Annotated in this window: 12 protein-coding genes; 8 read left to right on the top strand and 4 right to left on the bottom strand. The window is 64.8% G+C overall.

Going from position 1 to position 12,504, the window contains the following annotated elements; translation table 11 throughout:
- Positions 1-33: 33 nt before the first annotated feature.
- The 3 genes from cydB to ACZY08_RS14605 form a co-directional block, all read right to left on the bottom strand.
- Complete coding sequence (gene cydB, locus ACZY08_RS14615; RefSeq protein ID WP_463745928.1) at positions 34-1,083, bottom strand: cytochrome d ubiquinol oxidase subunit II; 1,050 nt, start codon at positions 1,081-1,083, stop codon at positions 34-36.
- Between the two features lie 11 nt (positions 1,084-1,094).
- A complete protein-coding gene (locus ACZY08_RS14610; protein ID WP_463745929.1) occupies positions 1,095-2,594 on the bottom strand; it encodes a cytochrome ubiquinol oxidase subunit I in 1,500 nt (499 codons plus the stop codon).
- Between the two features lie 85 nt (positions 2,595-2,679).
- Positions 2,680-3,270 (bottom strand): HdeD family acid-resistance protein, encoded by a 591-nt coding sequence (locus ACZY08_RS14605; protein ID WP_463745930.1) that lies wholly within the window; start codon positions 3,268-3,270, stop codon positions 2,680-2,682.
- 207 nt (positions 3,271-3,477) lie between these two features.
- On the opposite strand from ACZY08_RS14605, the gene ACZY08_RS14600 reads away from it, so the two are divergent.
- The 8 genes from ACZY08_RS14600 to ACZY08_RS14565 are packed head-to-tail and all read left to right on the top strand — an operon-like array spanning position 3,478 to position 11,162.
- Complete coding sequence (locus ACZY08_RS14600; protein WP_463745931.1) at positions 3,478-4,365, top strand: ABC transporter substrate-binding protein; 888 nt, start codon at positions 3,478-3,480, stop codon at positions 4,363-4,365.
- Between the two features lie 7 nt (positions 4,366-4,372).
- Positions 4,373-5,278 (top strand): amino acid ABC transporter permease, encoded by a 906-nt coding sequence (locus ACZY08_RS14595; protein ID WP_463745932.1) that lies wholly within the window; start codon positions 4,373-4,375, stop codon positions 5,276-5,278.
- A 17-nt stretch (positions 5,279-5,295) separates the two neighbouring features.
- A complete protein-coding gene (locus ACZY08_RS14590; protein ID WP_463745999.1) occupies positions 5,296-6,048 on the top strand; it encodes an amino acid ABC transporter ATP-binding protein in 753 nt (250 codons plus the stop codon).
- Positions 6,049-6,058: 10 nt separating this feature from the next.
- Entirely contained in the window at positions 6,059-6,916 is an 858-nt protein-coding gene (locus ACZY08_RS14585) for a sulfurtransferase (RefSeq protein ID WP_463745933.1), read from the top strand.
- A 56-nt stretch (positions 6,917-6,972) separates the two neighbouring features.
- Positions 6,973-8,130, top strand: a complete 1,158-nt coding sequence (gene macS / locus ACZY08_RS14580) for a MacS family sensor histidine kinase (protein WP_463745934.1) — start codon at positions 6,973-6,975, stop codon at positions 8,128-8,130.
- Positions 8,130-8,789: a response regulator gene (locus ACZY08_RS14575; RefSeq protein ID WP_463745935.1), complete on the top strand. Its 660-nt coding sequence runs from the start codon at positions 8,130-8,132 to the stop codon at positions 8,787-8,789. Before macS ends, ACZY08_RS14575 begins: the two co-directional genes overlap by 1 nt.
- A 43-nt stretch (positions 8,790-8,832) precedes the next feature.
- Positions 8,833-10,617, top strand: a complete 1,785-nt coding sequence (locus tag ACZY08_RS14570; protein ID WP_463745936.1) for a DUF2339 domain-containing protein — start codon at positions 8,833-8,835, stop codon at positions 10,615-10,617.
- Between the two features lie 59 nt (positions 10,618-10,676).
- A complete protein-coding gene (locus ACZY08_RS14565) occupies positions 10,677-11,162 on the top strand; it encodes a Dps family protein (protein WP_463745937.1) in 486 nt (161 codons plus the stop codon).
- Here ACZY08_RS14565 and ACZY08_RS14560 read toward each other — a convergent pair.
- Entirely contained in the window at positions 11,159-12,445 is a 1,287-nt protein-coding gene (locus tag ACZY08_RS14560) for an adenylate/guanylate cyclase domain-containing protein (protein ID WP_463746000.1), read from the bottom strand. The two genes, ACZY08_RS14565 and ACZY08_RS14560, sit on opposite strands and share 4 nt — an antisense overlap.
- Positions 12,446-12,504: the final 59 nt, after the last annotated feature.

Below are 12,504 nucleotides of genomic sequence, written 5' to 3'. Positions count from 1 at the left end.
TGGCTCCCCGGATGCCGAGTGCGCGCCAGAGATTCAGGCTGACCGCCGCGACAGTCCAACCGGTGCCGGTATCCGATCGGCGGAGATCCGCTTGCTGAACACCCAGTACGTCCAAGCTTGGTAGATCACCACCAGTGGTGCGAAAACCAGCGCCGCCCACGTCATGATCTTGAGCGTGTAGGGCGAGGACGAGGCGTTGTGGATGGTCAGGCTCCAGTCGGGGTTCAGGGTCGAAGGCACCAGATTCGGGAACAACGATCCGAACAGCAGAATTATCACGGCGGCAACCACAATGGTCGTATAGATGAAGGCCCATCCCTCGCCACTGCGTTGGTAAATCCGGGTGACGGCCGCCAGCTGTGCCAGCACCGCAGCCGCGAGGAGGAACCACGTCCAACTCTTGCCGTGGGCCAATTGTGTCCAGATGCCGAAACCGGCCACCAGAACCGTGGCCGGAATCGCCAACCGCGTGGCGAATTGGAATGCGTCCGTGCGGATCTGGCCGCTGGTCTTCAGTGCGACGAACACCGCGCCGTGCAGTGCGAACAGTGCACCGGTCGCCAAGCCGCCGAGCAGTGTGTAGGGGTTGAGGATGTCACCGAACGACAGGTGCATCTGCCGATCGGCGTCGACCGGCAGGCCACGCACGAGTCCGGCGAACGCGACGCCCCACAGGATGGCGGGTGCCCAGGAGCCGATCGCGATGGCGATGTCGGCCCATCGCCTCCACCCGTGGTCGTCGATCTTGCCGCGCCATTCGATCGCCACGACGCGGACGATCATCGACAACAGGATGGCCAGTAGCGGTAGGTACAGCCCGGAGAACACCGTGGCGTACATCTCCGGGAAGGCGGCGAACATCGCTCCGCCCGCGGTGATCAGCCAGACTTCGTTGCCGTCCCATACCGGGCCGATGGTGTTGAGTGCGGCACGGCGGTACGGTTCGGGGTCCTCGCCTCGGCCCGCGGCGGTTCGGCCGAAGAATGCCATCAGCATCCCGACGCCGAAGTCGAATCCCTCGAGGATGAAGAATCCCAGGAACAGGACTGTCAGCAGGATGAACCAGAGTTCTTGTAATCCCATCGATCCGCTCCTCAGTAGGCGAACGACAACGGCGCGACTTCGTCATCGCCCGGTGGCGTCGGCGGGGCAGGTTCGGAGTCGTGTTCCAGCGGTCCCTCGACGATGTAGCGGCGGAGTAGGAAGAACCACACGACCGCCAGTACCGCGTACAGGAGGGTGAAGGTGATCAGTGAAAGCCATACCAGCCCCGCCGAATGCCCGGAGACACCCTGGGCGACAGTCAACCGGATGTCTTGATCACCGGTCGGATTCGGCACCACGACCCAGGGCTGGCGACCCATCTCGGTGAACACCCAACCGGCGCTGTTGGCCAGGAAAGGGGTGGGAATCGTCAGCAGGGCGAACCAGCTGAACCAGCGGTGTCGCGGGATCCTCCCGCCCCGGGTCAGCCACAGCGCGGCGAGCGCGAACAACCCAGGCACCGCCAGGAATCCGATCATCGCCCGGAATGACCAGTACGTGACAAAGAGATTCGGACGGTAGTCACCGGGGCCGAACTTCTCCTCGAACTGCGCCTGCAGGTCCTTGACACCGTCGAGGTGAACGCCGGTGAACTTGCCCTCGGCCAGGAACGGCAGCACATAGGGCACCTCGATGAGGTGTACGACACTGTCGCAGTTGTTGTGGGTGCCGACCGTCAGCACTGAGAAGTTGGGATCGGTCTTGCTGTTGCACAAGGATTCTGCCGAGGCCATCTTCATGGGCTGCTGTTGGAACATCAGCTTGCCCTGTGCGTCTCCGGTGAAGAACAACGCGACCGCGGAGATCAGCATGACCCAGCAGCCCAGGATCGTGGCGGGGCGGAACATCGAGCCGGCGGTGCCGGCAATCGGGTTAGCGGCGGCCGTGCCTTTTGCGCCCTCCGCGTCTTCACCACGGTGCCGCGAGCGCACCATCCACCACGCGCATACGCACGCTACGAACGTGCCTGCGGTCAGGAATGAGCCCGCGACAGCGTGGCTGAAGGCGGCGATCGCGGTGTTGTTGGTGAAGAGCGCGACGATGCTGGTCAGTTCGGCGCGGCCGGTCTCCGGATTGAACTGCGCCCCGACGGGATGCTGCATGAACGAGTTCGCGGCGATGATGAAGAACGCCGACATGTTCACTGCGAGAGCCACGATCCAGATACAGGCCAGGTGAACCAGCCGGGGCAGCCGCGACCAGCCGAAGATCCACAATCCGATGAATGTGGATTCGAAGAAGAATGCGACGAGGCCTTCCATGGCCAGCGGGGCACCGAAGATGTCTCCGACGAATCGCGAGTATTCGCTCCAGTTCATGCCGAACTGGAATTCCTGCACCAGGCCGGTCGCGACGCCGATCGCGAAGTTGATGAGGAAGAGCTTGCCGAAGAACCGGGTCAACCGGTACCAGCTGTCGTTTCCGGTGACCACCCACACCGTCTGCATGATGGCGATCAGCGGTGCCAACCCGATGGTCAGCGGAACGAAAATGAAGTGGTACACGGTGGTGATGCCGAATTGCCACCGTGATACGTCCAAAGCGTCCATCTGGCCCTACTTTCGAGGTCTCAGATCAATCTACGACGGAGTGTAGTAGATATCCCGGATCCCAGCGCCGACCGTGACCGGTGTCTTACGTCACGGTGGGGGACTCCGGCGAGATCAAGGAGTGGAGTTTCTTGGCCTCGCTGCGGATTGCGAACGCCGAGATCACCTCGAATACCCCGACGACGATCAGGATGATGCCGCTGACCTGAGCGAGGGCGACCAAGCCGTCCTTCGGGGCCACGAACATGATGATGCCGGCGATCACGCTGATGATGCCGATGATGATCTCCCAGACCCGACCGGGCAGTGAGGGATCACCGATGGCCGACATCGCCGTGGCGACACCACGGAAGATGAACCCGACACCGATCCAGATCGCCAGCAGTTCGAACGAATTCTGCAGGCTGACGAAACAGAGCACGGCCAGCACGAGCGCCGCGGCGCCACCGATGAACAGCAACACCCGCCCACCGACCGATGACCGGATGCTGAACGCCAGGACGAGCTGGGAGACACCGGTGATCAACAGGTAGGCGGCGAAGAAGATCGCCGCAACCAGAATGGTGATTCCGGGCCATACCAACGCCAGGATGCCGAGGATGACGGCGAGAATTCCCGAAACCAGCGTCGATTTCCACAGATGTGGCAACAAGCTTGGGGCAGCAGTGGTTTCCATGCAGGCAGTTTGACACAAACACAGATGTAGATCGCGGTTTTTGCGTTAAGGCTGTGGTGTTGCAGCCTGGTAGTTAAGGTTCCGTTACCGGCGCTGCATCCGAGCCCGGCGGCCGTTAACGTCTTCGATCTGGAACAGCCCGACCGCAGCCGCAGACAGAGAAAAGAGACAACCGTGACAGTTGGATGTCGTCCCAGACGGAGCAAGATGTGGCGTTTCGCGGTGGTGGTCGCCGCCAGTGGCGCGCTCGCGATGTCGGGCTGCGCGAACAATACCGAATCCGGTGGGTCCGAAACCAAGGCGACGACGGCGGCCAAGGTTGAGAAGGTCGATGCGATCGCCAATTCGGTGCCGGAGCCGATCAAGTCGAGCGGCAAGCTGGTCATCGGGACGGACCCGTCCTATCCGCCCAACGAATTCAAGGATCCCGGCGGCCAGATCATCGGCTTCGATGTCGATTTGATGAATGCGATCGCCGCCACGCTGGGTCTCGCTCCGGAGTACCGGGCGTCGTTGTTCGACAAGATCATCCCCTCGGTTCAGGGCGGGAACTACAACGTCGGCATGTCGTCGTTCACCGACTCGAAGAAGCGCGAAGAGCAGGTTGATTTCGTGACCTATTTCAGCGCCGGTTCCGCATGGGCGCAGAAGGTCGGTGCGGGGATCAACCCCGAAAATGCGTGCGGCATGAAGGTCGCAGTGCAGACGGCAACGGTGCAGGACACCGAGGAAATGCCGGCGCGCAGCAAGAAATGCGTCGACGCGGGCAAGCCCGCCATCAACGTCGTCAAGTTCGATGACCAGACCGCCGCCACCAGTGCGGTGATGCTGGGGCAGGCCGACGCCATGTCGGCTGATTCGCCGGTGACGGCATACGCGATCAAACAGAGCAACGGGAAGCTCGAAGCGGCCGGGGAGATCTTCGACTCCGCTCCGTACGGCTGGGCGGTGCAGAAGGGCTCTCCTCTCGCAGCATCGCTGCAGCAGGCACTTCAGCATTTGATCGACAACGGTGTGTACAAGCAGGTGGCCGCGAACTGGGGCGCGGAGAACGGGATGATCGAGAAGCCAGTCGTCAACGGTGCGACCAGCTGAGCCGCCCATGAGTGATGAATCGTCGCCGGCCGCTATCGACGCCGTCCCGCTGAGACATCCGTGGCGTTGGGTGGCGGCGATCCTCATCCTCGTCCTGATCGGGCTGTTCCTGTGGGGCGCGGCGACCAACGAGGCGTACGGGTGGGAGACGTACGGCAAGTACCTGTTCGATCAGCGCATCTCGGAAGCTGCTTGGAACACGCTGCAACTGACCATCTATTCGATGGTTCTGGCGCTCGTTCTGGGGGTGCTCCTGGCGGTGATGCGGTTGTCACCGAATCCGGTACTCAAAGCGGTGTCCTGGACCTACCTGTGGATCTTCCGCGGCACCCCGATCTATGTCCAGTTGGTGCTGTGGGGCCTGGTCCCCGTGATCTACAAGAACATTCAGTTCGGCGTACCGTTCGGCCCCAAGCTTTTCGAATTCACCCTGTCCGATCCGAATGTGTTCTGGCTGGCGGTTCTCGGCCTGGGTCTCAACGAGGCCGCCTACATGGCGGAGATCATCCGAGCCGGTATCAACTCGGTGCCTGAAGGGCAGACGGAAGCCTCGGTCGCGCTTGGCATGTCGTGGACCATGACCATGCGACGTACCGTGCTTCCTCAGGCCATGCGGGTCATCATCCCGCCCACCGGCAACGAGTTCATCAGCATGCTGAAGACGACGTCGCTGGTCACCGCCATTCCGTACAGCTTCGAGTTGTACGGCCGCTCAAAGGATATCGGTGTCGGTCTGTTTCAGCCGGTCCCGCTACTACTGGTGGCGTCCACCTGGTACCTGGCGATCACGAGCATTCTGATGGTCGGCCAGTACTACCTCGAGCGGCATTATGCGCGTGGTGCGTCCCGCAAGCTGACCTCCAAGCAGCTGCAGGCCCTGGCCAAAGCGCAGATGGGAGAGCCACATCCATGACCGCCGCCGCCGAACCGATGGTGCGGGCCGAGAGCGTCTGCAAGAACTTCGGTGCCCTGAAGGTCCTGAAAGGCGTCACGTTGGACGTCGGCCGGGGCGAGGTGTTGTGCATGGTCGGTCCGTCGGGTTCGGGCAAGTCGACGTTCCTGCGGTGTATCAACCATCTCGAGCAGGTCAACGCCGGCCGTCTGTACGTCGACGGGGACCTGATCGGCTATCGCGAACGTGGCGGCAAGCTGCACGAGATGGCGCCGCGAGATGCCGCGCGGCAGCGCCGTGACATCGGCATGGTGTTCCAGCATTTCAACCTGTTCCCGCACCGTACGGCGTTGGACAACATCGTCGAGGCGCCCATGCGCGTCAAACGGGTGAAGAAGGACGCCGCGCTGGCCCGGGCCAAGGATCTGCTCGATCAGGTGGGTCTGGCAGCCAAGGCCGATGCGTACCCCGCGCAGCTGTCGGGCGGCCAGCAGCAGCGGGTGGCCATCGCCCGGGCGCTGGCGATGAACCCCAAGCTGATGCTTTTCGACGAGCCGACGTCGGCACTGGATCCCGAGCTGGTCGGGGAGGTACTGACGGTCATCAAGAAACTCGCGGGCGAGGGCATGACGATGGTGGTGGTCACCCACGAGATGGGTTTCGCCCGTGAAGTCGCCGACAAGTTGGTGTTCATGGACGGCGGAGTCATCGTGGAGACCGGTAATCCTCGTGAGGTGATGGCCAACCCCAAACATGAACGCACAAAGGAGTTTCTGTCGAAGGTGATGTAGCTTCGACTATGTGGCTTCCGCGCGAAACAAGGTGTTCGTCACGGCCGGTGAACTTCGTGAGCTCGTCGCTTCCGGGGACCCGGTCACTGTGTTGGACGTGCGTTGGTCGTTGGCCGAGCCCGATGGTGAACAGGCCTACCTGAGTGGTCATCTGCCGGGCGCCGTCTATGTCTCGCTGGACGCGGATCTGACCGACCATCGCGTCACGGGTCGGGGCCGTCATCCGCTGCCGTCGGGATCCGACCTGCAGGTGGCCGCGCGCGGTTGGGGGATGCGGACGGGTGTGCCCACCGTGGTCTATGACGACTGGAACCGTGCCGGATCGGCCCGGGCCTGGTGGGTGTTGACCGCGGCCGGGATCGAGGACGTCCGCATTCTCGACGGAGGTCTGGCGGCGTGGTCCGCGGCGGGTGAAGCCCTGCAGGTCGGTCCGGTCACGCCGCAGCCCGGAGATGTCGTGGTGCGTTATGACGACCTGTACCGCGGGGCACTGCGCACCCTGACCGCCGAACAGGCGGCGAGCGGGGTCGAGGTGTTGTTGGACGCCAGGGCACCGGAACGGTTCCGCGGCGATGTCGAGCCCGTGGACCCGGTGGCCGGTCACATTCCAGGGGCCGTCAATCTGCCCAGCACCGAGTTGCTTTCCCCTGATGGCACATTGGTCGCGGACGTCCGGCTACGGGCGCTGCTCGCCGATCGGGGTGTGGCCGATGACGCCCATCTCGGTGCCTACTGCGGGTCGGGGGTCACCGCGGCGCTCGCGGTGGCCGGTCTGGCCGCCGCCGGCGTGGATGCCGCGCTGTATCCGGGTTCATGGTCGGAGTGGGTGTCGGATCCGGATCGGCCGGTGGCGCTCGGAGAGCAGTAGCCGCAGGTTCACGATCGGTGCACCTGCGTGGCGGTGAGCGACTTTATGCTGGGCCAATGCAACGGCGCCCGGACCCGGTCACTCCGTTGTGGCGTGCCGCGCAGATCTTCCGGCTGCTGAGTTGCCTGTACGCGCTGGGGTTTCAGATCGCGATCAACGATGACCTGACGAGTCCGGTACTTGCCGGCGTGCTGTGCGCGGTATTGATCGCCTGGAGCATCGCGTGTGCGGTGGCCTACCTGCAGGGTTTCGGGCGCCGTCCGTCGTGGGTCATCGCGGAGATCGTGGTGGTCCTGGCGCTCATGCTCTCGACCGAGTTGGTGGCACCCGAGCACTGGATCGCCGACAACCAGTCGTGGCCCACCACTTTGTGGGCGACGAACGCCACCATTTCGGCGGCGCTGCAATTCGGTCCGGTCGGCGGCATGGGAGCCGGGCTGGCCGTGATGGCTGCCGCGGCTGCGTTGAAGGGCTATGTCAGCATCAATCTCGGCCGCAACGCCACCATCGTCATCGAGCTGGCGGTGGGCCTCGCCGTGGGAATGGCCGCTCAGACCGCGCGCCGCGCACATGCCGAATTGGAGCGTGCGGTGCGGTTGGCGGCGTCGTTGGAAGAGCGCGAGCGGTTGTCACGAAGGGTCCACGACGGCGCCATTCAGGTGCTCGCCCTGGTTTCGCGACGAGGTCGGGAAATCGGTGGTGAGACAGCTCAATTGGCTGAGCTCGCCGGGGAGCAGGAGCGCGCGTTGCGCAGGTTGGTCAGCGCCCCCGAACCGGAGGTTCACACCGGTGGCGTCACCGATATCGGTGCCCTGCTGCGGTCGCGGGCCTCAGATCGGGTCTCGGTCAGCCTGCCGGCCGATCCAGTGCTGCTCGAACACGACGTCGCCCATGAGTTGTTCGCCGCGACCGGTAATGCCCTCGACAATGCCGCCGCACACGCCGGGCCGGACGCCCGGGTTTTCGTGCTGCTGGAGGACCTGGGCGATTCGGTGACGGTGAGCATTCGCGACGACGGTGTCGGTATCGGTGACGGACGGCTGGCGGAGGCAGCCCGCGAAGGTCATGTGGGAATCTCGAAATCGATTGTGGGTCGCATGGATTGGCTGGGCGGGCAGGCACATTTGAACACCGCGCCAGGATGTGGCACGGAATGGGAACTCACGCTGCCCCGCTCATCGGGAGGCCGTGACGCGCTCGAGAAAGGACAGTGATGACGGAGACGGAGACCACACTGAAGGTGATGGTCGTCGACGATCATCCGATCTGGCGCGACGCGGTGGCGCGCGACCTCGCCGACGAGGGATTCGATGTCGTGGCCACCGCCGATGGGGTGGCTTCGGCCCGCAGGCGGGCCGGGGTGGTGCTGCCCGACGTCGTGGTGATGGACATGAGCCTGTCCGATGGCAGCGGCGCCACGGCCACCGCGGAGGTGCTCACCGTGTCGCCGTCGTCGCGGGTTCTGGTGCTTTCGGCGTCTGACGAGCGTGACGACGTTCTGGAAGCGGTAAAAGCCGGGGCCACCGGGTATCTGGTGAAGAGCGCGTCGAAAGCCGAGCTGACCGACGCGGTGCGGGCCACCGCGGAGGGTCGTGCTGTGTTCACCCCCGGGTTGGCCGGATTGGTCCTGGGTGAGTACCGACGCATCGCGCAACATCCGGACGACGGTCCGGCCACCCCCAGCTTGACCGAGCGGGAAACCGAGGTGCTGCGTTTTGTGGCAAAGGGGTTGACGGCCAAGCAGATTGCGACGCGCCTGTCCCTGAGCCATCGCACGGTGGAGAACCACGTCCAGGCGACGTTCCGTAAGTTGCAGGTGGCCAACCGTGTCGAATTGGCCCGCTACGCCATCGAACACGGACTCGACGAGTAGTCCTACTCATCCCGGCAGCCGGTTTTGTTGTCACGATGAGCCCATGAGTGAACCGCATCGCGCCGTCATCGCCAGGATGTCGTCCGATCTTGCCGCGATCTCGGCGTACATGAACCGGGTGTCCGCGGATCTGGGGGAGTTGGGGCGAATGCTCGATCAGGCTCCGGCCGCCGTACCGCCCCCGGCGCCTTCTGTGGCTCCTGTCGCCTGGCCTGCCGCTCCTGTCGCTCCCGCGCCGGTGCCGCCGAGGCCCGTGCCCGCGTTCCGTCCGGAGCGCTCGGAAGGCTGGATCGGCAAGGCGCTCGCGGTGGCCGGGGTGGCGGTGACGCTCACCGGTGTGGTGCTGCTGCTGGTGCTGGCCGCCCAGGCGGGCATCCTGCGCCCGGAGTTCCGGGTCGCGGCAGGTGCGGTGCTGGCGGCCGGGCTGGTCGGGGCCGGGCGGCGGCTGTATCGCCGGCCCGGTGGCCGGATCGGGGCGATCGCGTTGGCTGCGACCGGTGTTGCGGCCGCTTACATGGACGTCATCGCCGTGACCACGATCTATGACTGGGTGTCGGCGCCGGTCGGTCTGATGTTGGCCGCCGGAATCAGTGGCGGCGGACTGATGCTGGCGCGGCGGTGGAATTCCGAACAGCTGGGATTGCTGGTCCTGGTGCCGTTGATCGCGCTGGCGCCCGTGGTGACCGACGGCGTGACGCTGTTGTTGATCGGTTTCATGCTGGCGTTGTCGGCCGCCGCACTTCCGGTCCAGTACGGCAGGGACTGGACCGGGTTGTACGCCGCGCGTACCGCCGCGGTCACGTTGCCGTTGTTGATCGCGCTGGCTGGGGCCTCAATCGATGGTCGGCATGATCTCGTACTCGTGCTGACCTGCGGGCTGGCTGCAGTGCTGGCATTGGTGGGTGGGCTGCTTGTGCTGCGCTGGAGCACCAGACCGTCGGCGACGGCGGCGCTGACCGCCTGCGGCGTTCTGCCGGTGCTGTGTGTCGCCGCTGCCGGCGTCGATCGCGCGATCGCCGCCCTCATGGTGATGGCGCTGGCGGCGGCCTTGGTGGTGATCGTGGCGATCGGCGAGCGCATTCCCGGGGTGAGCGTCGTGGTCCGTCAGATCTGGTCTGTACTCGCGGCGGTTGCCGCGCTCATCGCGGTGCTGGTGGCCTTCGACGGACCGGTGGCGGGTCCGGTGTTGTTGGCGATGGCTACGGTGGTCGCCGTCGCCGGGCGTCGCCAGGGTGTGACGCGCTGGATTGCGATCGGGCTGGCTGTGATCGGGGGCCTGATCTATCTCGACTCCGGCGGCCCCGACACCTTGATCCAAGCCACGAAACTGTCTGCAGCGCTTACGGTTTCGGTGCTGATCGGCAGCGTACTGGCGATCGCCGCGGCCGCTGCGATCTCCTGGGCATGGTCTCTCGAGGGAGTGGGGGATCAGGAAGTGGTTCGGCTGGTGTGGGTGGCGGCGGCTCTCGTGGCCGGATATGCGGTCACCGTGTTCGCCGTGACGGCCGGTGTCGCCATCGCCGGCACCGGGGCCGGTTTCTTCGGTGGTCACATGCTGGCGACCATCTGCTGGATCGCGGTGGCGGCCGGCCTGCTCGGCCATGCGGCGCGACGCCCGAAGGCGCAGCGGTCGCTGCCGATCGGCGGCGGCATGGCGCTAGTGGCGACGGCCATGGCCAAACTGTTCCTGTTCGATCTGGGGACTCTTGACGGAATCTTCCGGGTCGCGGTGTTCATCGTGGTCGGCTTGGCGCTGCTGGGCATGGGGGCGGGATATGCGCGGTTGCTCAATCAGCAGGATCAGGTGGCCGACCAGCGGCCTGTGTGAACGTGCTCACATCCACCCTAAATTGGAGTGATTCCAGATTATTGGCCGTTGTAGGTGGCATGAGTACACGACGCATCGAATCCGATATCAAGGGGTACCAGGCCGCGCCCGAGCTCAGTGGCCGCCTGCAGCAGGTGCTGGTCGACCTGATCGAGCTGGCCATACAGGGCAAGCAGGCACATTGGAACGTGGTCGGCACCAACTTCCGGGATCTGCATCTGCAGCTCGACGAGCTCGTAGATTTCGCCAGGGAGGGCAGCGACACCATCGCCGAACGTATGCGCGCACTGGACGCCGTACCCGACGGTCGGTCGGACACGGTCGTCGGCAGCACCACGTTGCCGGAGTTCCCGGCCTACGAGCGCAGCACCGACGAGGTGGTCGACCTCATCACCACGCGGATCTATGCGGCCGTGGAGGCCATGCGCGGGACACACGATGAGGTCGATGCGCTCGACCCGACCACCGCCGACATCCTGCACCAGTTGATCGACGGTTTGGAAAAGCTGGCGTGGCTGATCAAGTCGGAGAACCGCAAGGTTTAACCACTGATCGGCGGCACGAAGGAGGCGGCACGCGTCGGACCGGCATTCTCCAGCCGGGCGCGTGCCGCTTCGTCGTCGCGGCGCCCCACCAGGTACCAGGTGTGCATGACACCTTTGCCCTTGATCTCGACATCGCCGCGTTCCTCGAGCACGAACGCGTGGCTGATGCGGTCATAGACGTTCTGCGGCACCTGGATTCGGCCCGCCACGTCGGTGGTCTCCATCCGCGAGGCGACGTTGACCGCGTCGCCCCAGACGTCATAGAAGAACTCGCGGGCCCCGACCACCCCGGCCACCACGGGTCCGGCTGCCAGGCCGATCCGCAATGGCACCGCGCGTCCCCGCGGGTCTTTGAGGTCGGCTACGGCGTCGGCCAGATCGAGGGCCAGGCAGGCGAGTGCCTCGATGTGATCAGTGCGTGGCTTGGGCACCCCGGCGACCACCATGTAGGAGTCACCGCTGGTCTTCACCTTCTCCAGGCCGTGGCGGTCCACCAGCGCATCGAGGTCGGTGTAGAGCCGGTCGAGGAAGCGCACCAGATCTGTCGGGGTGAGGTCGCTGGCCCGTTCGGTGTAGCCGGCGATGTCGGCGAACAGGATCGACGCGTCGTCGTAGTTGTCGGCGATGATGGTCCGTGAAGGGTCCTTGAGCCGCTGCGCGATCGTGATGGGCAGGATATTGCCCAGCAGTTGCTCTGAGCGCTGGTATTCGGCCTCCATCGCGTGCTCGGCCCGAGCGATCTCACGTAGCGAAATCCAGACTGTGGCAAACACCATTACTCCGGCCGAGACGGCTGACAGGACGAAGCCCGCTGTCAGCGCCCACGCTGGCCCCAGGCCCCGATCGTTGGGAACCAGGACCTCCAGCACGATCGCGGCGGCCACTGCCAGTGCCGCCAATGTTCCCGCCAGCACGATGCGCTCGATTCCCAACACCAGCACTGCCAGTGACGCCGCTACCACGAAGTAGAACTGCAGGCCCGAGCCGGTCCCGACCGCGAAACACATCACCGACACCGATACGTAGGCGAACAGGAAGAACACCAGCGGCGCAATCAGTTCACCGAACCGGTACAGCAGCGGCACCAGAAGGAACAACGCGGCGGATCCGAGGTTGACGAATCCGAACCGCCACATCGGCCCGCCGAGGACCAGTTGGAAGACCCCGAATCCTCCGGACACCGCGGCCGCAATCCACGTCGCGATGGTCAGCACCCGAAGTCGGCTCGACACGCTCTCGGCGTAATGCCGAGTGCGGGCCGGCACGCGGTTGTCCAACGCCATCTCGGGAATGCACACCGAGCGGCGGAACTCGCTGACCGCCACTGACAAAGCCTATCGCC

The sequence above is a fragment of the Mycobacterium sp. IDUB_9 genome (assembly GCF_055419505.1).
This window is presented reverse-complemented; position numbering and strand designations above follow the sequence as displayed.